The sequence below is a fragment of the Paenibacillus sp. XY044 genome (assembly GCF_002257645.1).
Taxonomy (GTDB): Bacteria; Bacillota; Bacilli; order Paenibacillales; family Paenibacillaceae; genus Paenibacillus_AQ.
The window spans coordinates 238,291-260,903 of the sequence record NZ_NQMO01000003.1 but is presented as its reverse complement, the minus strand read 5'-3'; the positions used below and the strand labels follow the sequence as shown (position 1 = coordinate 260,903).

The 22,613-nt window shown below is 52.6% G+C and carries 18 protein-coding genes; 1 reads left to right on the top strand and 17 read right to left on the bottom strand.

Going from position 1 to position 22,613, the window contains the following annotated elements; all coding sequences use genetic code 11:
• The 16 genes from CJP46_RS14885 to CJP46_RS14805 all read right to left on the bottom strand — a co-directional run bounded on the left by CJP46_RS14885 (window position 1) and on the right by CJP46_RS14805 (window position 20,066).
• Complete coding sequence (locus tag CJP46_RS14885) at window positions 1-861, bottom strand: carbohydrate ABC transporter permease (protein ID WP_094596390.1); 861 nt, start codon at window positions 859-861, stop codon at window positions 1-3.
• A 133-nt stretch (window positions 862-994) separates the two neighbouring features.
• A complete protein-coding gene (locus CJP46_RS14880) occupies window positions 995-1,897 on the bottom strand; it encodes a carbohydrate ABC transporter permease (protein WP_094596389.1) in 903 nt (300 codons plus the stop codon).
• Window positions 1,898-1,987: 90 nt separating this feature from the next.
• Complete coding sequence (locus CJP46_RS14875; RefSeq protein ID WP_094596388.1) at window positions 1,988-3,409, bottom strand: ABC transporter substrate-binding protein; 1,422 nt, start codon at window positions 3,407-3,409, stop codon at window positions 1,988-1,990.
• Window positions 3,410-3,453: 44 nt separating this feature from the next.
• Window positions 3,454-4,368, bottom strand: coding sequence for an N-acetylmuramic acid 6-phosphate etherase (gene murQ, locus CJP46_RS14870; RefSeq protein ID WP_094596387.1), 915 nt, complete (start codon window positions 4,366-4,368; stop codon window positions 3,454-3,456).
• A 781-nt stretch (window positions 4,369-5,149) separates the two neighbouring features.
• On the bottom strand, window positions 5,150-6,319 hold the full coding sequence (locus CJP46_RS14860) for a sn-glycerol-1-phosphate dehydrogenase (RefSeq protein ID WP_094596385.1): 1,170 nt from the start codon (window positions 6,317-6,319) through the stop codon (window positions 5,150-5,152).
• Window positions 6,316-7,122, bottom strand: coding sequence for an HAD-IIA family hydrolase (locus CJP46_RS14855; RefSeq protein ID WP_094596384.1), 807 nt, complete (start codon window positions 7,120-7,122; stop codon window positions 6,316-6,318). Before CJP46_RS14855 ends, CJP46_RS14860 begins: the two co-directional genes overlap by 4 nt.
• Before the next feature lie 145 nt (window positions 7,123-7,267).
• The gene (locus CJP46_RS14850; protein ID WP_094596383.1) at window positions 7,268-8,038 is read right to left on the bottom strand and encodes a DeoR/GlpR family DNA-binding transcription regulator; all 771 of its coding nucleotides are present in this window, start codon (window positions 8,036-8,038) and stop codon (window positions 7,268-7,270) included.
• 373 nt (window positions 8,039-8,411) lie between these two features.
• Window positions 8,412-9,266: a hypothetical protein gene (locus tag CJP46_RS14845; protein ID WP_094596382.1), complete on the bottom strand. Its 855-nt coding sequence runs from the start codon at window positions 9,264-9,266 to the stop codon at window positions 8,412-8,414.
• Between the two features lie 234 nt (window positions 9,267-9,500).
• Window positions 9,501-10,508 carry a zinc-dependent alcohol dehydrogenase family protein gene (locus CJP46_RS14840; protein WP_094596381.1) on the bottom strand — a complete coding sequence of 336 codons (1,008 nt, stop codon included), beginning with the start codon at window positions 10,506-10,508 and terminating at the stop codon, window positions 9,501-9,503.
• Between the two features lie 33 nt (window positions 10,509-10,541).
• Entirely contained in the window at window positions 10,542-13,124 is a 2,583-nt protein-coding gene (locus tag CJP46_RS14835) for a beta-mannosidase (protein ID WP_094596380.1), read from the bottom strand.
• Window positions 13,125-13,229: 105 nt separating this feature from the next.
• Window positions 13,230-14,303, bottom strand: coding sequence for a BtaManbiosPhlase (locus CJP46_RS14830; protein WP_094596379.1), 1,074 nt, complete (start codon window positions 14,301-14,303; stop codon window positions 13,230-13,232).
• Between the two features lie 27 nt (window positions 14,304-14,330).
• Complete coding sequence (locus CJP46_RS14825; RefSeq protein ID WP_373558006.1) at window positions 14,331-15,284, bottom strand: MTP-1 family protein; 954 nt, start codon at window positions 15,282-15,284, stop codon at window positions 14,331-14,333.
• A 60-nt stretch (window positions 15,285-15,344) separates the two neighbouring features.
• Window positions 15,345-17,006, bottom strand: coding sequence for an alpha-glucosidase (locus CJP46_RS14820; RefSeq protein ID WP_256992349.1), 1,662 nt, complete (start codon window positions 17,004-17,006; stop codon window positions 15,345-15,347).
• 30 nt (window positions 17,007-17,036) lie between these two features.
• Window positions 17,037-17,876 carry a carbohydrate ABC transporter permease gene (locus CJP46_RS14815; protein WP_094596378.1) on the bottom strand — a complete coding sequence of 280 codons (840 nt, stop codon included), beginning with the start codon at window positions 17,874-17,876 and terminating at the stop codon, window positions 17,037-17,039.
• Window positions 17,863-18,738: a carbohydrate ABC transporter permease gene (locus CJP46_RS14810; RefSeq protein WP_094596377.1), complete on the bottom strand. Its 876-nt coding sequence runs from the start codon at window positions 18,736-18,738 to the stop codon at window positions 17,863-17,865. The genes CJP46_RS14815 and CJP46_RS14810 overlap by 14 nt, the downstream gene beginning before the upstream one ends.
• 14 nt (window positions 18,739-18,752) lie before the next feature.
• A complete protein-coding gene (locus CJP46_RS14805) occupies window positions 18,753-20,066 on the bottom strand; it encodes an ABC transporter substrate-binding protein (protein WP_094596376.1) in 1,314 nt (437 codons plus the stop codon).
• A 320-nt stretch (window positions 20,067-20,386) separates the two neighbouring features.
• Here CJP46_RS14805 and CJP46_RS14800 point away from each other — a divergent pair, with 320 nt between their 5' ends.
• Window positions 20,387-21,424: a LacI family DNA-binding transcriptional regulator gene (locus CJP46_RS14800; RefSeq protein ID WP_094596375.1), complete on the top strand. Its 1,038-nt coding sequence runs from the start codon at window positions 20,387-20,389 to the stop codon at window positions 21,422-21,424.
• A gap of 237 nt (window positions 21,425-21,661) precedes the next feature.
• Here CJP46_RS14800 and CJP46_RS14795 read toward each other — a convergent pair whose 3' ends face one another.
• The gene (locus CJP46_RS14795) at window positions 21,662-22,501 is read right to left on the bottom strand and encodes a helix-turn-helix transcriptional regulator (protein ID WP_094596374.1); all 840 of its coding nucleotides are present in this window, start codon (window positions 22,499-22,501) and stop codon (window positions 21,662-21,664) included.
• Window positions 22,502-22,613: the final 112 nt, after the last annotated feature.

The window sequence follows — 22,613 nt, the reverse complement described above, 5'->3', positions numbered from 1 at the left end:
TCAGCCCTTCACGGCTCCCACCGTGACTCCTTCCAGGAAGTACTTTTGCAAGCTAAAGAAGAGGATAAACATCGGCAGCGCGGAAATGGTCGCACCGGCCATCATCGGCGCAAAATAGGTTGTATTCGCAAACCGGAAGTTTTTCAGACCGACCTGTATCGTCTGCATATCCATCGTGTTCGTCACGAGGAACGGCCAGAAGAACGTGTTCCAGCTGTCCATAAAGGTCAGGATGGCCATGACCGCCAGCACCGTTTTGGACAATGGCAGAATGATCCGGAAGTAGATCTGGAACTGGTTGCAGCCTTCGATTTTGGCGCATTCGAGGATTTCCCCCGGGATGCTGCCCATGAACTGTTTGGCCAAGAAGATGTTGTAGACCGTTACGAGGCCCGGCAATATCAAGGCGCTGTATGTGTTTTGAATATTGAAAATATTGACGATCAAAATGTAGAGCGGAACCTGGGTCACCTGATACGGAATCATCATGGCGATCAGCAGGACCGTGAACAGAACCGTTCTGCCCTTGAACTTGATTTTGGAAAAAGCGTAACCCGCCAGGCTGGCGAAAAACACGTTCGATACCATGACCGTCGTCGCCACGATCAGCGAGTTCAGCAGCCAGCGGTACGAATATTCGCTGTAATCAAAAAAGAACTTATAGGAATCAAGCGTGAATTTGGTCGGAAACAGGGAATAGTTCGCCGCCCCCGCTTCGATCGGATCGCCAAAGGACGACATGATCATGAAATAAATGGGGAAAATCGTTGCTAATGCAAATAGGATCAAAATGATGATGATCACACCGTTTCTGACGCGCTTTGCCGCCGGCTTTCCGGTATGTTCGCTGTAAAGTGCCATGTTCGGATCTTCCTCCTTACTTAAGAGATCAGAGAGCAAAACTTCTCCCGCTTAAGCAGCCTGATCTCGCAAGAAAAACTTCCGCGAAACCGCGGTCTGTCTTTAGTGAAATAACGTCCACCCGACGTATTTCTTAATATTCCACGTCTTTGCCCATGAACTTGAACTGGACCAGCGAGATCAGAGCGATAATCGCCGCGAGCACGAGGGACTGGGCTGCCGCTTTGCCGAATTCGAAGTACTTGAAGGCATTGTTAAAGATCAGGAGACCCACCATCGTCGTCGAGTTGTCCGGACCGCCGCCTGTCATGAGATACGCGTTCTGGAACACCTGGAAGGAACCGATGACCCCGGTGACCAAAAGGAACAGCGTTGTCGGCTTCAGGCACGGAATGACGATGTACCACAGCTTCTGCATAAAGTTGGCGCCATCCAAATCGGCGGCTTCATAATAGCTGGTATCGATGCCGAGCAGTGCCGCCAAATAAATGATGATGCTGGTGCCGTGGCTGGACAGCCAGGCCATCAGGACCAGCGAGAACATCGCCGTAGCGCTGGAGCCAAGCCAGTTCTGGTTGCTGATGCCGAAGAAACCGATCAGCTTGTTGAAGATCCCTTCCGGCATCGGATCGAAGATCCACAGCCATACCACCGACAGCGCAACGCCCGAAGCGACCGCAGGCAGATAATAGACCGCCTTGAACGTCGTCTGCAGCTTTTTCTTGAGCGGCAGTATTAGAATCGCGATGGCAAATGAGATGATTAACGATACGGGGACGGTTAGAATCGTGTACACGACCGTGTTGACCACCGATTTCCAAAACAAGGAATCCTTGAATGTGGCAATATAGTTATCGAAGCCCACATACTCCGAGCCGATCGGCTTGTATTTCTGGAAGCTGATAATAAACGCGCTCACGACCGGATAAGCGGTAAACATGGCGAAGACCACCAAAGCAACGGCGATAAAAGCGTACGCCCAGGCTGCGTCTCCCCTAACTCTGCGTCTTTTGGCCGGTTTAGCTAGTTGAGCCATCTTTTGCGAAACTCCTTTCCTATCCCTTATCACAGCCTATATACCGGATAGCCGCGTGACCTGCACACGGCTATCCGCTTGATTCAGGGATTACTCTTTCACCACTCCGTCTTCACCGAACGCGGAAACCGCTGCGGATTTGACGGCATCGTACATCTCTTCCGGCTTGATCTCGCCGGCAATGAGCGCCTGCAGCTTCGGAACGATCACTTCGTCCTCCAGCTTGATGGCTTTCGCTTCCAGCTCAGCCGGAATGTCCGGACGGGCCGGCGCTGCGTTTTTCAGCATAGTTTCAACGGCTGCCTTGTTGTCCGCATCGCGTTCAACCGGCATGCTTTCCGCCGCTTTTCTGCCGCTTTCCGTAATTTGTGCGACGAACAGGTCGTTGTTCGTAGTTGCGGCTACTTTGCCGCTGGCCAGGAAGTACAGCGCCTTCACAACATTTTGTTTATGGGCTTCGCTTGGTTCCTTTTTGCCGCGGAATGCAACGTAACCGTCAACGGCCACGCTGGAAACTGCTTTTTCACCCAGGAAAGATGGAACCGGAAGAACCGTGTAAGTCACAGGAATGCTGCCTTTGACTGCGCTGCCGTCGTTGGCTTTGATTTTATCGTTGTTCGTGTTTGCGGATTTTTCGAAGGTCGCCATTCCTTTACCAGTGATCATCGTTTGACCGGTCAGGAACATGTTCCAACGTTTACCCGCGTCGATGGAGCTCAATTCCTTCGGCATGGAGCCGTCGTCGATCAATGCGCGGATATCCTTAAGTACTTCAAGATAGTTTTTGCTGGTGTAAGCGTATTTCAAATCTTGCGTAAATGCGGAAGGCATGCCTGCATTTTTGATCAGAATGCCCAAATAGTCTTTCGAAGTGACGCCGGCGGTTGCGAATACGAAGCCGTAACGGGACGTTTTGCCGCCTTCGGAAACGACGCCTTTCTTGATCGCTTCGCGGAACTCGTCGAAGGTCCATCCTTGCTGCTGCACCTTTTTCCAATCGATGCCCGCCTTCTCAAGGAACTCGCGGTTGCCGCCCAGCGCATGGACTTCCATGTAAGCAGGGAAGCCGTACATGCCGTCGCCTTTCTTCATATATTCCAGAGGTCCTTTGTCGTAATCGTTGATCATTTCCGGTGTGGCGATGTCCTTGATATCAAGGGCCATGCCTTGGTCAACGTATTTGGAAATCCCATCGGATCCGATAAACGCAATATCCGGTGGGCTGCCGGCATTCACCTGGGTATCGAGCTTCTGCGTCATGTCCTCCCAGCTGGCCGGTTCGATTTTCAGCGTCAGGTTCGGATATTTCTCCGTAAATTCCTTTTGAATGTCCGCGAAGGTGTCCTGGAAATTGCCCGATACCGGCGGCAGCAGCGCCGTAATGGTATCTTTCGCGTTCGGATCGGACGATTCGGCCGATTTGGAATCGCCTTTGCCCCCGCAGGCCGTCAGTGTGGTCAGTGCCATGCTTACGGCAAATACGGATGCTAATACACGCATTCTTTTTTTCATGAACAACATGCCTCCTCAAGGATATCCTTTGGTATTATTTGGTATTAGACCACTTTCGTAAAATTGCGGATCGCCTTCTTCAGACTTCCCTCGGCTTGATCCAGTGCTTGTGCCGCCGCTTGGGCGTCCAAGCCGGTTTTGATCATCATAATGGCCAGCTTGCAATTCATGGAAGCGCTTTCCAAATAGGAAAGTGCCGTTTTGTCATCGACCCCGGTTGCTGTCTTTATGATACGCACCGAGCGGTCCTGCAGCTTGATATTGCTTGCTTTCAAGTCCACCATGAGATTGTTGTAGGTCTTGCCCAGCTTCACCATCGTACAGGTGGTCAGCATGTTCAGGACCATTTTCTGTGCAGTCCCCGCTTTTAATCTGGTTGATCCCATGATCACTTCCGGCCCTACGACAGGTGCTATGCATACGTCGCAGACGTGCTCTACCTTGGAATTTTTGTTATTGACGACGCCAATCGTAGCGGCTCCGATTTCCCCTGCCTTCTTCAAGGCAGCGATGACGAATGTCGCGCTTCCGCTGGCGCTGATGCCGATAACCGCATCCTTGTCTGTCACGCCGCACCTTTCAATTAAAGCGACCCCCTCCTCAGCATTGTCTTCATAACCCTCAACGGCAGTTCTCAGCGCTCCGTCTCCTCCGGCAATATGTCCTTGTACCAGCAAGGGATCCACGCCGAAGGTGGGAGGACATTCAGAAGCGTCCAGCACACCGAGCCTGCCGGAAGATCCAGCCCCAACGTAAAACATTCTTCCACCATTCTTCAGCACATGATGGAGTGTGTCCACCGCCTTCACAATTTGCGGTATCTCTGCAGCGACTGCAGCCGGAACCTTGGAATCCTGTTCATTCATCAGGCGAACCATCTCTTCGGTTGAACATTCATCTATACTCAATGTTTTATCGTTGATCCCTTCCGTCGTTAACCCCGCCAGATACTCATCCATAGCCATCCCCCTATCCGTGTTGACTTCTATTTCTTGATTTCATAATAACGATAAATTTCATTCCGGTCAACGGTTTTTGAAATAATATTTTATTTAGAATGTAATAATAATCTTTTATGGTAATTGTAAAAAAGTGCAGGGGGCTGCTCCTGTTTGGCCGGGCTCGCTTTCTTGTTTTGTGCTTCGCACAAAGCCAAAGGCGCTCGCCCGTCCAAACACTCGCTGCTGTAGGGGGACTGGGCTGTACAATCGCTTTGCTCTGTACAGGAGATATACAAGATTAAAGCAGTGAGTATTAACTCACTGCCTTTGCGTTTAGATTAATTCCGCTAATTCCTTACAGGTAAGAATGTACCGAGACACACCATCTCTGGGATTTATTTTTGAAATATTATTTTACGCCAAAATAAGCCCTCCCTCTATGTGAAAAGGACCTCTTCCTTTTAGAAAAAGGAACGATTGTATCATGGTTAGGAAATGCATTCCAGACACCATATAAAATATTCAGTCATCGGATACGCCGTTTCTCGGCTTCCTTCATAGGAATCATTTTGTTGATCTGACTTATAGACGGGAGGCTGTCCTCCAAACGTTTTATTTATGGGGTCGAGCGCAACGAATCAAGAAACGGATACTAATCTATGGAATCAAAACAACATACTGACCCTAGTCTATGAAAACGCAGAAAAAGCCGCCATATCGGCGGCCTTCACTTACGTATGTTCTTTATTTAACCTATTTATTCACCTGAACGTGATCGCTGCAACGTTTCCTGAATGAATCACATCCGCCGCTGATCGTTCACCGCCCGCAGCAGGGTATGGCGGTTCGGACGGATCTGGTCAGCCTCCGCGAGGCTTCGCTTTAGCAGGTTTGCATCGATATCCAGCTCCTGAATGGAGGCGGGACCGCCAACCTTGCGCAGCCAGGTCTGCAGTGTATCAGGTCCCGGTACTTTAGCCAACGCCGTGCGGACGCGCTCGAGTTTGTCCTCCGCAACCGGCAGGGAATTCTCCGCGTCCAGCCGATGATACAGCTGCGAAATTTCCGCACAGGCAACGCCGACCTTGGCACCATGCAGGACCGCCCTTCTGCCCTCACGCAAAAACGCCATTTCCCAATAATGGGACAAATGATGCTCCGCTCCAGAAGCCGGGTGCGACTGGCCAAACAACAGCATAGCAAAACCGGACTCGATCAGAGCCTGTGTCAGCACCCGGATTCCTTCCGGGGTACGGTCCGCGATCGCGTCGATGTGATCCACGCACTGCTGTAGTGCCTTGGTCGTCATCTCCGCCACAATCTCGGAATAAGGCTCCTCCGCCGTCAGATGCCCGAATGTCCAATCGAAGAGCGACGTACATTTGCCCAGCATGTCTCCGAAGCCGGCAGCAACCATCGTCCGCGGCGCAGCCGTCAAAATATCTAAATCGGCAAAGATTGCCGCCGGACCGATGGACTGAATCGTGATTTTCTCGCCTCGGATAATGAGTGGCGCTCCCTTGGAATTAAATCCGTCCACCGAAGGAGCGGTAGGTACAGACACAAACGGAATACCCGCCGAGTATGCGGCAAACCTTGATACGTCGTGCAGTGTTCCCGCCCCGAGCGCGACCACCACATCGGCCTTGTTGGACTTTACATCGAGCAGCAGCTGCACAATGGACCGCTCGTCGGCGATGACATCGCCCTGCTTATCAGGCGAAATATACGTAACGCTTGCCTGAACCCCCGCTTCCGTAATGGATTCCATAAGCGGCTCGCCTGCGGCTGCAAAAGTGTTCTTATCTGAAGTAACGATCACGCGGCGGTAATTTTGATCTTTTAAAAATGCCCCCGCCTGCCGGATCGCACCGCTTTCCAGCACGACCGGGCAAATGTCGGCGAGACGCTCATCCGCGTCATCCATGCGGGCCGCCGCTTCCCTGATATCCTTCAACCAATCCGTCATTTGATTCCTTCCTTTCCCGTCAAGAGATGCTGAAGCTCCTCCAGCGACTCCAAGACCATGTCCGGCCCTTCCGCGGCCGCCTCCGCATCCCGCCTTGTAGCTGATCCGCTCAGCACAAGCGCGGTACGGATGCCTGCCCGGCGGCCGAGCTGGATATCCGAGCCCAGGCTGTCCCCGACCACCAAGCACTGCTGCGGCGGCAGTTCAAGCACCTGCAAAGCCGCTTCGGCCATCAAAGCCGACGGCTTGCCAATGACCACTTCCACCTCTTGACCGGCCGTCGCGACAATGGCAGCGATCAAACCGCCGACATCGATGCACTCCCCGTCATCACCGGGGAACGTTTTATCGTCATTGGTCGCGATGATGCGGGCGCCGTTTCGCACGGCCCGGAACGCCTGATTCAGTTCTGCATAAGTCAACTCCTCGTGCAGCGTAATGACGAGCCAATCGGCATCCTCGGGTCTCGCGGCCAGCCCGACCCCGGCCAGCACCAGTTCATCCCGCAGGCCATCCGGCCCCAGCACCCACGCATGGCTTCCAGGATGATGCTGCTGAAGGTACCGGGCCGTCACCGTTGAAGTCAGCAGTATTTCTTCCGCAGGCACGTCGATGCCCATGGAAAGAAGCTTCTGATGGCACATCGACCGGGAAATGTTCCCCCGGTTGCTGAGGAATACCATCCGCTTGCCCAGCGACCGGAGCAGCGCAATGCTCTCCTTGGCCCCAGGGATGGCTTGTGCTCCCCGGTATACCGTCCCGTCCAAATCAATAATAAAACCGTTCACTGTCTCCAAACTCATCTTTAGATCCTCCCGCCATGTTCTCATATGTTCATTCTCCCTGTGATTGTCTGCGTTTGTCAACGATTGTTTGCTTTTGTTAACGTTTTTAAATGGCAATATATGACGATTCGATTTCGGTCAGACACCATGAGAGACTGCTGATTTATAGATAGGGAGCGATCAAGATCTCCGTCGTGCTCAGCTGGCGCAGAAACTCCGGGTCTGCCCCTTCATCCGTAATGAGCACGTCGATGTCCTCCATTTTGGCGGATGTGGCGATCGACCTCCGGCCAAGCTTGGTATGGTCAACCAGCGCAACCGTCTTGATCGAGCTCGCGATCATCAGCTTCTTCAGCTCCGCCTCGTACAAGCTGAAATCGGTCATGCCTTCCCTGATGCTAAGCCCCTCCGCCGAAGTAAAGAACAGGTCGGAATGGATCCCTTCCAAAATGCTTTTTCCCAAAACCCCCTCGATGGTCTTGGAGCCGGAGCGGAGAATCCCCCCGATCAAAATGACGTTAATCCGCGGATTCTGGTTCAGAATGGTGGCCGCCTCCAGTCCGTTCGTCACGACGGTGAGATAATCATGCTCCACCAGCGCCTTCGCCAGCTCCAGTACGCTGGAGCTGGCATCCAGAATAATGCATTGTCCCCTCGTCACGAGTTCGGCAGCCTTCGTCCCGATCGCCCGCTTCTCCTCGTAGTTCAGCTCGCTGCGGCTCGGATACCGGGGCTCCGTCAGCACGGTTTTGGTCCTTGCCGGGATCGCTCCACCATGGGTGCGTTCCAGGACGCCTTCTTCTTCCAGCATCCGCAAATCCGTCCGCAGGGTTCCCTCCGACACCTGCAGTTCGCGTGCCAGCTGCTTCACCACGATCTGTTTGTCGCGTTGGAGCGCCTCCAATATTTTTTCTCTTCGCTGGGTTGCAAACATATGAACCTCCAACCGTTTTTCTTCATTATAAAGATAAATAACAAGATATAACAACAAACGTCAATATCTGCAGCTTGATTCGGAGAATCAGGCTGTCAAACGATCACTGCTTCTCCTTCTCAATTTATGAAACACAGATCCCCTGATGCATTCGACATAAACAGGCAGAAGTGAAACAAAAAAACAACCCAACAAGATGTTGGGCTGTTTCTCTTAAATATTCTATGAGCTATAAATCTTAACCGCCGCTAGCAAAACCGATTAATAGTTTGCACCGTGGTTCTGGATCGAATAGTTGGCTCCATGGTTGGCCGTATCATAGTTGGCACCGTGGTTCAGCGTCGTAAAAGCAGATGCCGTCAGCAGACTAACACTAAATAGTCCTAATGCTACTACCGTCGAAAACAATACCTTCTTCATCTTCAATCGCTCCTTTGAGAATGTTTTTTTGGATAGACGAGTACGATTCTAGTTGAGACTGTGAAGCATGAGACCTGAAAGATTCGAACAAGGCGACGCACTTTTTGAAAATTTTGTCATCTTCAAGTTTATCAGATAATGTCAAAGCTTGTAAAGTCCTATCGAGCGCCTCGACGTGACTATCTTTTTTAAATCTATAAACCGACAGCAAATACAAAAAAGAAATATAATAGGAAAGATCAACGGGATTTTGGTCAATCGGAATGAGCTGCGAATCTTCGACGACTAGAATATCCAGGATATGATCGACGTCATAGTTATGTATATTTGCTGCCTCTAAAATCGTGATTAGTCCAGGGAGAGTTTCGGATGGATTTTCCTGTATAAATGCCGAATAATCCTCCAGGCAGTCCAAATTTCCTGAAAGAATATTAAGCGTAAACATATTGGCTTTTGCGAAAAAACGGAAGTTTTCGACAGCCTGATTGTTAGCAGGAGAACCGTCAGACATGTAGCTTAGATCTTCATAGTTGGCTATGCACTGTTTAGCCTCTTGGTACATTTTCTTTTTTTGGTAGGCAAGCCCCTTCATGAGATGGCTGTATCCGAAATAATAGACAATCGGACGTTCCGTAACCTGAATCCGGCGATTCCGTTCCTTTTGTTCGACATACATTTCGTACGCGGACTCATACAGTTCGGTTGAAATTTTGATCATGTTATCCCAATTCTCAAAGGAGAAGGCCATTTTCAGCATCGTTACCAGAGTATCTATCTCAATCTTTACGGTCATGGATCTGTCTTCCAATCCGATTTCCTCCTTCGCTAATCTATATATTATAAGAAGTATATAGTTAAATTAACGGACGGTCAATTATGTTAGTTCGTGAAAAAATGACCAAAAATACATGGTCAAAGCTGGTAATCTTGTTTTTTTCAGCCAATGAATAGAATTTAGACAGAGACAACTATTGATTACCCAAAAATGGAAAAATAGACACCCATTTTATCAGTGTCTATTTCGGTATTATGCCTTCACCGTTTACAATTGAACGATGCCCTTGCTGACCCCCAGCTGAGGGTAATTCCGCATCGCATCCGGCAGCTGCTCCAGCGTGAAGCGATGGCTGATGAGCGGCGCGAGACGTACCTTGCCGCGGGATACCAGCTGAGCTGCGTCAGTATGGGTAAACGGGTTGATGAACGAACCCATGATCCGGAGCTCCTTCGAAAAAATATCGAACGGACGGATGGCGGCCTCCGCACCCGGAGCGGCCACACCAAACAGCAGCACTTGACCACCCTTGCGGGCGGCGTGAACGGCCGTCTGTACCGAATCCGTCCGCCCGACGCATTCGATCACCACATCGGCGCTGGAACGAAGCGCATCCGCAGTATCCGGATCGAGTGGCGACACCACCGCATCCGCACCCAAACCGCTCAGCGTCTCATGCTTATAGGATGCCGGTTCGCTGACCGTAATCCGGGAAACCCCGCATTCACGAACGAGCTGCAGGAAGATCTGCCCGATAAATCCTCCACCGATGATCAGCACCTTATGCTGCGGCCGGATATCGAGCTTGCGGAAGCCGTGCAGCACGCAGCCGAGCGGTTCAAGCAGGGCCGCTTCATCAAAGCTCATCGCGTCCGGGATCATGTAACAATTCGCCGCAGGAACGACGCAGAATTCGGCCATGCCGCCGTCCCGCGTTACGCCCACCGCCTGCAGCCGGTCGCATAAGTGAAGCCTGCCGCTGCGGCAGTACTCACAGCTTCCACAGTACATATTCGGGTCAACCGATACCCGGTCTCCTTCCTTTAAAAGGTCTACTCCTTTCCCGACCGCCACCACTTCACCTGACAGCTCATGTCCGAGCACGATCGGCGGATGCACTTCCGCCGAACCCGGATGGCCGTGGTAAATGTGCTGGTCCGTTCCGCAGATACCGCAGCTGCGCACCCGAACCAGTACCTCGCCGATGCCCGCTTCAGGGGTCTTCCGTTCTTTCACTTCCATCTGTTCCTGCTTCACAAGCACTGCCGCTTTCATCGCCAACTCTCCTCTTCGTCCATTGTTAGCCGGTTATCGTTGATCGACCGTGATAAACGAACCGTTTAGTGCCGATACCCTCAAAGTATTCCACGGAATCTCCTTGCCTTCCTTCTGTCTGACATGGATCTCTCGTGTCTGTCCCGGTAGCAAGTCGAAATAATTATCCTCCCAATCCAGCCAGGCTTCGTCCAGCTCAAGCTTTACCATTCGGGCGGCATGGTCGGTGGAGGATACCGTTACGCTCCCTTCCTCCGGGTTCACCTGAACACTCAGGTTAACGGGCCGGAAATTCATATCTTTATGGTCGCAAAAATAATAAAAGTTGTCTTCCCCGCAGCCGTCCAGCCAGCGCACGACGCAGACGGCTTCAGCGGCGTCGAGACCTTGAAGCAGGTCGTCCAGCTTCAGCACCGCCATACGCTGCTTCCCGCAAGCCTCAATCTCTGCAGCGAACGTACGGGCATATACCTGACGGCCGTCCATCCCGTAAACGACAAGCTCTGCCGTTTTGCGAACAGGATCCCGCGTGTCATTCACACCCCACAGCACGAGTTCCTCATCCCCGGGCGTATACTCCGCCGTCAACAGGACCGGATGATAAAATTTGCGGGCGTAATGGTACGCCGCTTTCGGAAGACCGTAATAGTCGATGACGGACCAGCTGGTGCCAGGCCAACAGTCGTTGAACTGCCAGAACAACGCCCCGCTCGTCTCCGGCTTGTTTCTTCGGTAATGCTCGATGCCGTATTTGAGGCCTTCGGCCTGCGTCAGCATGGAAAAATGGATGTATTCCTCCAAATTGCCCGGAATCCCGGTGTATCCCTCCATGAGCATAACGCCCTTGAGATGGTTGATATCCTTGTTGCGGTTCATCATTTCCGCGCTGCCCAGCACCAGCTCCGTCTGCGGCACGTTCCGCTGCAGCGTGTACAAATTGGCGGAAGCATGCATGCCGAACTCGCTGGCGAACTTGGTGCGGTCTTCCTTGAATTTCTTGAACGACAACCCTTCCACGCTATAGTCCTGGAGCTGGGGCTCGCCGAATACCCTCGGCTCGATGTTGCCGTGCCAGACCTGCCAGTTATGCGTGTCCCCTTCCTCACGGGAATTATGATCGTTCCCTCCGTAAGGTGAGCTCGGCCAGAATGTCCGCGAAGGATCCAGCTGCTCCAGGAGCGCGGGCATCAGTTCATGATTGATTTTCTCGCCGTAAAACGGATGCGGGATGTCTCCGCTGGCATGAAGCGCCTCATACAGCCAGTCATTTTCGTTATTGCCGCACCATAGGGCCAGGCATGTCCGGCTGCGCAGCCGCTTGACGACCTGCTGCACTTCCCTCGCAACGTTGTCCATGAAATTGCGGTTATAGTCGGGATACAGGGCACAGGCGAACATGAAATCCTGCCATACCAAAATTCCCAGGCGGTCGCACTCATCATAGAAGATATCCCTTTCATAAATGCCTCCCCCCCAGACCCGCAGCATATTCATGTGCGCTTCCTTCGCCATTTCGATCAGGCGGGAATACCGCTCATCCGGCACCGCCCCGATAAAGCTGTCGACCGGGATCCAGTTGGCTCCTTTGGCAAATACACTAATCCCGTTCAGCATAAATGTAAAGGCAGGATTTCCCGCTGCGTCCCGCTGCTTCAGCTCCAGGGTGCGGACGCCCAGCTTCTGGCTGCGCCGGTCAATCGTTATCCCGTCCGCCTGCACCGAAATTCGCAGCTCATATAAATGAGGCGTTCCAAGGTCATGTGTCCACCACAGCTTGGGCTTCGATACATGAAGCCTCATCCCGCCCGACAGGCTTCTGCCGCCGGCCAATTCGGACAGCCCGCAGCTTGCGGTTTCGCTCATCCTAAACGTTTCCATAGCCGCCACTTCCCCATTCTCCTCGTCGAGGAGCTGAACAAGAACGCTGTATGATTTGCTGCGGTCCCATGAAGTCAGTTCAACCTCAACGTCAACCAGCGCTTCCTTCTCGCCAATCTCCGCCGTCCGCGCATATACATGCTCCAGTCTCGCTGCACGGTGTTTCTCCAGCCGAACTTCCTTCCAGATTCCTGCGCACAGGAGCCGCGGTCCCCAATCCCAACCGTAATGGCTTTGATTTTTACGGGTCCAGACCCTTTCCTTGCTGAAACCGGACCAAAATGTGGAGACGGCCTTCCCGCCCACTTTCGCATGGACCGGGTCAAACTTGACGGCGATGACGTTTTTGCCCGTTTTCAGCTCGCGACTGACCTCAAACGTGTGGCTGATAAACATGTTGTCCGTCGAACCCAGCTCCGCGCCGTTCAAATACACGGTCGCAAAGGTGTCCAATCCTTCGAATACCAACATCATTTTGTCGTCCGGCCGCGGTGCCTCGTCCAGCGTGAAGACGGTCCGATACCACCAAATCCGATCCTCCACCCACCGGCATTTCTGGTCGTTATGACCAAAGAACGGATCGTCGATCAAGCCGTGACGGATCAGCGTCGTATGAACGTCTCCCGGCACCTGCGCCGACATCCAAAAATAATCGTCATACAGCGGTGAGGCCACTTCAAGATCCTTCGCTTCTCCTTCCCTGAAATCCCGCAGTTTCCAATGGTCTTTAATGATCATGCTGTTCCCTCTCTTCACCCTAACTGCAAGCCGAGCCGGCTCCTCCGGGCCTGATGTAATAGAACGCCAAAACAATGGTTTGTTTTGGCGTTCCGAGTCCTGATCCTAAACTTTTGCTTCGAGGTATTCGAGGCTGTCCAATATTTCCTTCACGCTGAGCTCCGCACAGGCCATAGAGGTGTCCGCGACGCCATAAAACATTTTCACCGTGTCGCCGTCAATGACGGCGCCGCAGGAAAACACCACGTCCCCAAAAAAGCCCTGCTTTTCATATTCTGCCTCAGGCTCCATCACCGGCTTCCCGGAACGGGCGATCACACGCGTCGGATCGTTCAGGTCCAGAAGGACGGCGCCCATGCAGTACCGGTGATCCGATGTCGCTCCGTGATACAGCTCAAGCCAGCCTTTATCAGTCTTGAACGGCACGGCACCGCCGCCTATCCGGCCGCTGTCCCACATCCCGTCCCGGAGGCCGAGCAGATGCTTATGATTGCCCCAGTAGAGCAGATTGTCGGATTCCGCGATCCAAATTTCCGGATTTCCGATGCTTTTCATGGTCGGACGATGAAGGGCGTAGTATTTGCCGTTGATCTTTTCCGGGAAAATGAGCACGTCCTTATTGTCCGGGCCAAAGATCATGCCGTGATGCCGGGTCGCCACAAAGTCGGTGGTCGACACGAGCGATTCTCCGATCCCCACGGGAGACACGACGGAAAAATAAATGTAGTAAGTATCGCCGATCTGCGTGACCCGCGGATCCTCGATGCCGAACGCTTCCTGTTCGTTGGACGGATAAATGAACGGCTGATCGTCCACCGTGAAGTGGTGGCCGTCCCTGCTGCGGGCGATTCGGATATAGGACAGCGACGTCAAATACTCAAACGTGCCGTTTTTGGATTTATTGCGGATCACCCGCGGGTCGGAAAAATCGTACCGGTCGTCGTCCCTGCGGAAAGGTATAAGTTCGAGATCACCGCTCTTTGCATTGAATACAGGGGCGATAACTACGTTCGGATCTCCGCTGACCGGACGCTCCGCCACACGCAGCAGCATCAACGTTTCCCCTTGATACTCGGCGATGCCGGCATTAAATGCACCGATCACCTCGAAACCCTCGCGGTGAGGCTTGACGTCGGCAGGGGTGATTAAAGGATTTTCTGGATATCGATAAATGTTCATTGGGATCAAGCTCCTTCGATGTATAAACTAGGATTCGAATCTCGCAAAAGGATCGGCTATGATCAGACGCTGCGCCTCCGCATCGCTTGTTCCCGCATACAGCACCGCCGTCCCGTCGCCGCCGCGCACGAGGCCGCCGCTGAACACGACGTCCTGAAGGTCTTCGCGTTTGGCCGGACCTGGCAGAAAATCAGCCCGCACGGCAATCAGCATCATATCGGAAAACGCAGCCGTCTGCGGATCGAGCACAAAAATCATGGGATAATAATGACGATCGCCTTCGGCATCGAAACAGGCCGTATGTCCCAGCACACCGAGAAGGCCGTTGTTCAGCACATGGATTTCATTGGCCCCTCCCCATTCTTCGGGGATGAATTGTCCGTCCAGGAGCGGGGCTTCCTCAATCGCCTGTACGGTCAAGTCGTCCAGCGATTCGGCCCGGAAATAACCGATCTGGCCGCGGCCGCCTTTATCGCCCTGCGGGCGGGTGAATACGCCGATTCCGCCGTCCGGCAGTGCGGTAAGGCGCAGATCCTTCATGCCGTCCGGACCGGTGAAAAACAGCTTCAAATCCGAGATGCGGCCGCCCCGGTAAAAAGCCGTGCGCCACATGAGCGCTCCCTCTTTCTCCGGGTGCGGGTAAATCTGAACTCCGCCCATGATCAGCTCTCCGCCAATCCGGGTGTGAAACGGGTCCTGCAGTTCGAGTATAGGCGCTCCTTCAAGCGGCACCCAGGCACCGTCGTTTTCCACGAAGAACACGACCTGGGAATGCTCACTGTCCCGGGATTCCACCCGGCCTGCGATGACGGTCCGGCCTTCATCCTCGAATGGAGCCGTGATGTTGTACACATCCCGGTCTCCGACGCCGGCAAAAAACATCTTCTCGGCCGTATGTGCCGGAGCGGTTCCTTCCCGGCTCTCCATGTACTGTTCCAGCAGCACACGGCATGTTTTCACGTCTGTTTTGTTCACGTTCAACACGATAATCCCCCTACTTGATCATAGTTAAGTCCTCTAAGTCCGTTCCATTAACCTGGTTCACATTTCGATAACCCAGACCGAAGCCTCGTAGGGACCGGCAACCAAGGAGTCCTGTTGCATTCTCCCGGATTCGTCTCCGCTTGTCAGCAGCAGCCTATAAGAGCCAGCGCCAGCACCCATTTCGCTCAGATCGCATGCATAGTTACCGAAATTAAGCGCAACCCAAATCTCTTCCTCCTCCGATTGCCGGCCGTAGCAAATACACTCCCCTTTCAGCTTCAGAAAGGTGTACTTCCCGGTTTGGAGTGCCTTATGCCTGTCGCGCAGCCGGATGAGGGAGCGGTAAAATTTTAGCAGTGCGTGCGAGCTTCCCAACTGCTTCTCAACGTGAACCTGCCGGGACGACGGACCGAGAGGTATCCACGACCCGTGCTGTGAAAATCCGCCGTAACGGCTCCCGTCCCACTGCATCGGCGTTCTGGAGTGATCCCGGCTTCGGGAAATTGCGGCGGCAAGCGCATCGGCCTCCGACATCCCCGATTCCACTGCCATCCGGTATGCCGTCAGCCCCTGAATATCGCGCATTTGCCCGATGTCCGCCGGCACGAAGTCCCGCATGCCGATTTCATCACCGTAATAAATGAAGGGAACGCCTTTGGCGGTCAGCATCAATGCCGCCATCAGCTTGGCGGTGCAGAGGTCCAGGGTATCCTCTCCAGAGGAAAACCGGCTATAATGCCGCGGCATGTCATGGCTGCTGAAGAAGATCGTTGGCACCTGTTCCGGCTGGTGAAGCTCCTCCATCCGAGCAAGTTCGGCAAACATCTCCTTGACCTTCAGTTCCTTGCGGCTGCCCAGGTTAAAATTAAACACCACGTCCAGCAGGTCCCCGCCGCTGTACCGGCGCAGCACCTCCATATCCTCGGAACCGACTTCGCCTACCATAAATACATCTTTGTTCTGAGACCGCACGAATTCGCAAATATCGCGGATGGCCTCCAAAATACCCTCCTGGTTTTGGTCGAACCGGTGATCCTGTTCGCCGTTCGCCGTGACCGGGTTCCCCTGGAACTGCCCGGATACCTTCAGGAAATTGATGACGTCCAGCCGGAAACCATCAATCCCGCGGCCGAGCCAAAACGACATCACTTCCTTCATCGCACCCCTGACCTCGGGATTCGCCCAGTTGAGATCTACCTGCTCTTTGGCGAAGGCATGGTAATAATACTGTCCAGTCGCCTCATCCCATTCCCATGCCGTCCCTCCGAAAAAGGACTCCCAATTGTTCGGTGTGCCGCCGTCCACGGCATCCTTCCAGATATACCAATCCCGCTTGGGACTCGTCCGTGATGAGCGGGACTCCATGAACCAGGGATGCTCGGCGGACGTATGATTCAGCACCAGATCCGCAATCACGCGAATGCCGCGGCGGCGGGCTTCCCGGACGAAACGGTCAAAGTCAGCCAGCGTCCCGAACACCGGGTCCACCCCATAATAACCCGAGATGTCATACCCGTTATCTACGCGCGGCGAGGGATAAAACGGTGTTAGCCAGATGCCCCCGATTCCCAGATCCCGCAAGTAATCCAGCCTGGAGGTCAATCCCTGGAAATCGCCGGTGCCATCCCCGTTCCCGTCACAAAAGCTCGGCATGTAGATTTCATAAAAAACGCTGCTTTTCCACCAGGGTGTCGCTGCAGCCACCGTCTTCTCTCCCATGGAGATTCGCTCCTTCCTATCGCGCAGGACCTATTTCAAGCTGACCTGCATGCCCTTCTGGAAGTTTTTTCCGAAGATGATAAACAAGATGATGATCGGCAGGGACAGCAGCACGGATCCCGCGTACAGCGGTCCCGGATACGTTCCGTACGGACCGAACATCTGCGAAAGCAGGACGTTGAGTGTCAGCATCCCGTCGCTGCGGACCATGATCATATCCCACAGCAGCTCGGTCCAGCGCTCCATCAGCAGGAACAGAAAGACGACGCTGGTGATGGACTTGGACATCGGCATCATGATTTTGTACAAAATTTGGAAATCCCTTGCTCCGTCCAGCTTGGCCGCTTCAATAAATACAGATGGTACCGCCTTGAAGAAGTTCGTGTACATGAAGATCGCCCAAAGGCTGACCCCTTTCGGGATAATCAGCGCCCAGTAGGTGTCGTACCAGCCCAGCTTTTGAATAATCAGAAAGCTCGGAATCAGCAGAATGATGGCCGGAAAAAACATATGGAACAAAATGAAGTTGTTGATGGTATCCCTGCCGCGCCATTTCAGCTTCGAAAGGGCATACGCGACCATCACCCCGAACATCATCATGAGGAAGGTCGACAGCAGCGACACGATGATACTGTTTACAAAAGCGCCCAGCCAGGGCCGGGTGATTCCCGTCTCCCCGCCTGTAAACAGCCAGGTGTATGACTTCAGCGTATACGAACTCGGAATCAGCTTTCGATCCACCTGCGTCCAGTCGGCAAACGAATTCAGCACCATGTACAAATACGGATACACTATCACGATCAGCAATATTCCTGCGATGATATACCGGATGGCCAGACTGGATTTGCGGCTGCGTTTAGACCCAACCATTTCGCGCACCCCACTTTTCTAGCAGTTTCCGGATGATAAAGATCGAAATAAAGGTAGCTACCGAGGCGAGCAGCGCCACCGCGGACGCATAACCGGCCTGCAGATTTTTGAACGCCTGGCTGTAAATTTCCATCTGCCACGTGTTGGTGGCATTGTTCGGACCTCCGCCAGTCAGCTGGTATACCTCGGTGAAAATGCCGAAGGTTACGCCGAAAGCGAGAATCAGCGTCGTATAGAGCGCGGGGTACAGCAGCGGAAGCGTAATTTTCCAAAAGCGCTGCCGGCCGGTAACTCCGTCGATGGCAGCCGCCTCGTACACTTCGTGATCTATGCTTTCCAGGCCCGACGTCAGAATGAGCGCGTAGTACCCGGTAAATTTCCAAGCCATAATCATGCCGACGATCAGTAGGGCCGACCAGGAGGTCCCCAGCCAGTCGATGTTAATGCCTATTTTTCGCAGCGCCGTGTTGACGGGGCTGTTGTAAGACAGCAAACCTTTCACGATCAGCGCCGAAACGACGCCGGAAGACAGGTACGGCAGAAAAAAGCCGATGAGAAACAAGCTTTTTAACCGTGGAAGACTGTGCACAAGGATCGAAACGACCAGCGAAAGAACGACAACCAATGGCACGAATACCATCATGAATTTGTACGTGACCCAGAACGCGGCGTGCACGCCCGGAGATTTCAGTGCCTTGGCAAAATTGTCAAAACCGACAAAGTCATATTCGGGAGCGATCAAGTCCCAGTTGGTAAAAGACAAATAAAAAGACCAAACGAGCGGAATCAGGAAAAATACGAGGGAGTAAATAAGGTAGGGACTGGCGAACAGCCAGCCCAACCGATTATTGTTTTCTTTCATGCAGAAGACTCCTTTTATTGAAGATCCCCTTCAATGGCTTTCTTCATGTTCGCCCATCCTGCGGCCGGATCGATCTCCCCGCGGACGACCTTGTTCCAAGCTTCTTGTCCAATAAAGGTTTGCAAATCGTTATATTTCGGATTATCCATCGGCGGTACTGCATTCGGCACATTTTCCGCATAAGGCTTCAGTTCCGGATTTTTGTCCAAAATCGCCTTGAAGGATTCGTTCGTGGTCAGGTCGTCGCGCGCCGGCGGCAGCTTCGTTTCGTCAAACCACTGAGCGTCGTTTTTCGGATCCGAATAGACCCACTTCACAAAATCCATCGCCGCCTGTTGCTGCTCCTTGGTGGCCGACGCGTAGATCACAAGCCCTTTCGTATCGGCAAACGTTTTAGAATCTTTCGGATCTACGCCGTCAGGTACCGGAGGCATACTCAGCGTATAGTTCTGGTTGTATTTCATGTCCGGGTACTTCTCTGCCCAGTTCGTAAAGGTCCAAGGACCGAGGTCGATAAAGAGGCTTGTACCGGTCTCAAACGGATCCTGCACGTTTTGTGCCAGAATGCCCTTGTCCTTACGGAGATCGTCAATGAACTTCAGCGTTTCGACGCCGGCCTTCTCATCGCCGACGAACTTGTCGCCTTCAATGAATTTGTTGCCGCCTGAAGCCGCGTTATACAGCATGAAGAAGTCAAACCATCTCTTCCATGCCGTCGGATCGGCGAGGTCCGCTTTGGCCCAGAAGTATTTGTCCGGATATTTCGCCTTCAGCTTCTTATTCACTTCAAGCGCTTCGCTGTAGGTCTTAGGCGGCTCGTTGTACCCCAGCTCTTTCAGCAGGTCAAGGCGCCAGCCGAACAGCATCGCATTGGAGTAAATCGGAAGCACGTATTGATGCCCATCGGCGAATTTCCATGGTTCAATCGTATTTTTCATGTTACGGGTGGTGACGATATCGTTAAATCCGCTTAGCGTATCAAGAGGCACTAGCGCTTTGCTGTTTGCAAGCTGGGCGGCAAAGCCGCGGTTGATGTTTTCCGAAATGGTCGGAGCGCTTCCCCCGGCAATCGCAGCCTGGATGCTGGCCTCGGAGCTTGGAGATTCCTTGATGACACTGACGTTGATTTTGACTTTAGAATTGGTCTGTTCGTACGCCTTAGCCATCTTCTCCCAGAAGGCTTGCTGCGTCGGATTGGCTGCCGCCCAAAACTCAATGGTCGTCACACCATCCGCCGTCGTTGCGCTTTGCTTTTTGGAACCGCAGGCTGCGAGCATGGAGGATAACACCAACACCAAAGCCAGAAGTCCGAGCATTTTTCTTTTCATCGAATCGTTGACCTCCTCAAAAAATTGTCTCAAAAAATTGAAACCATCATTTCCTAAGACTAGAAACATTATTTTGTAACGTTACAAAATAAGATTACTGGATATTTTGTAAGCGCTTGTGTAACCCTATTATTGTGCATTACAAACTCCTTGTCAACACCTTATTAACGACAGAATAATGTTTTTGTATAAAGGCTCTTTACATGTATTGCTTGTAACGTTACAATTTATTGTAATGTGATTCATTTAAATACTGACTTCTTTTAAGTTTCTTATAAAGAACTCCAATTATGCAGGCAAAACAAAGATTGAGGTGTCATATGAAGGATAAAGTAACCATGCAGGATATTGCTGAGCAGCTGAATATATCGAAGAATTCCGTATCCCAGGCGCTGTCGGGCAAAGACGGGGTCAGCGAAGATACGCGGAAGCTAATCCTTGAGACGGCACACCGGTTGGGATATGTGTATTCGCAAAATCGTAAGCGCCGCTCCGGCGAGCTGGAACAGACCGGAAATATTGCGCTGATCGCCTCTGATTTTGCCTTTTCTATGAAAAGTTTCTTTGGTGAAATTTATTTAAGCATCGAACAGGAAACGGTGCGCAGAGGGAAAAATCTTCTGATCCAATCGATCAGCAAGCAGTCGGCTGATAAGCTGGCTCTCCCTTCGTTTCTGCTCAATCAATCCGTGGACGGCATTCTCGTTCTGTCTCACATTACAACGGACTATATAAACACCATTACAAACATGGGTAAACCGACGGTCCTCATCGACCATCATCATCCCTCTATCCATGCTGACAGCATTTTAACCAATAACCGGTTCAGCGCTTATGAGGCTATCCGTCACTTGACAGAGCTGGGGCATCGGGAGATCGGCCTAATGGCCAACACTTCGTTTTCACCAAGTTATTACGAGCGCTGGGAAGGATACGTACTGGCGATGAACGACTTCGGACTGGAGATCCACGAGCCATGGGTGATCAAAGATGCCGTGGAAAATACGGATTACATTTCGCAAAAAATAAAAGCGCTGCCACAGCTGCCGACGGCTTGGTTCTGCGTCAACGACGGGCTTGGTTTTTACCTGAATTCGGCCCTGCAGCAATCGGGTTACCGCGTGCCGGAGGACGTCTCCGTCGTCAGCTTCGACAACGGTTATTTGTCCCAGGTGTCCACGCCCCAAATCACAACGATGGATGTAGATCTGAAGCTGTACGGAAGAAAGGCCGTGGAGCAGCTGTTCTGGCGGATGGATCATCCCGAACATCCGTATACCGAACTTCTTTTGCCCACGACACTCCTGAAACGAGGGTCCAGCGGGCCAGCCCCCCGTGACGGTATCGAGAAGGATTGACATGCCGGAGGGCAATTCAACAACGACAGGAACAAGAAATGGACAGGCAAAAGACTAAAAATACACAAGCAATAGAGCATAAAGCCGGAACCTCCTGATGGAGGCACCGGCTTTATTGTTGAAATTTTTTAAGAGTGGTAGGAGAAATTGTGCCATTCGATCAGATGGCAGGAAGGATCATTACAATGGGACAGATGCAGATGTATCCCCAACGGATCGCTCACAGATCAGGCACGTTCACGCCCCGCCGTATAACCGCCGGTAAGCCGAGGGGGTCATCCCCTCATGTTCCATAAAGCGCTTGTTGAAATAGCTCACGCTTGGATAACCCGCTTCCTCGGCAATTTGCCCAATCGTCGTGTTCTTTCGCTCGAGCAGCCACTGCTTCGCCATTTGCAGGCGGCAGCGGGTGATGAACTCCATCGGCGTCATCTCGGTCACACTCCGGAACAGCTTGCAGAAGTAATAGGTAGAAACATCGAGCCGGCCCGCCCAATCCTCCAGAATGAACGGCTTGACCGCCTCCTGCTGCATCACCGGCAGCAGCTCCAGAATCCGGCTGCCCGAGTTGTTCGATTTGACCGGAGACAAAGGAGTGGCATGCTCGATAAATTCAGCCAGCAGCGCATAGGTAAGCGTCGAAAGGCGGACCGGGTGGAGCATCCGGTGCTCCTCCGCCTCCTGCAGCAGGTTTTCATGCGCCTGCTCGAACGACGCCGATTGGCGGATCGTCCATAGAAGACTGTGATGCAGCCCACGTTCGATCAAATAATCCTGCAGCCCGCTGCCGTAGAAGTGAAACCAGCGGATATCCCACGGATCCTCCTCGCTGCTGTAGTATCGCTGGCGCTGCATCGGGAAATACAGCACCGCTTCCCCCGGTCCGAGTTCATGGACCACATCCTCCACTTCCACGTACCCTTTGCCTGCAGCCACGTAATGAATGTTGAAATTGTTCAATGCCCCTGCCTCCCGGAATACACTGTGCCCCGGGTCGTTCCGGTAAAAGCCGACCGATTCCGGAAAACAGAAAAAAGGCATCGACGGAAGGGTCAGCAAATGGCTTTGCCGCTTCAACTGCTCTCACCTCAAATGACAATATTGTTATAACGTATCGCAAAATCGTATTATATTAATTTTAAATACAATCTTCTATAATCGCAATATAATCATAAATAAGCTTCTTAAG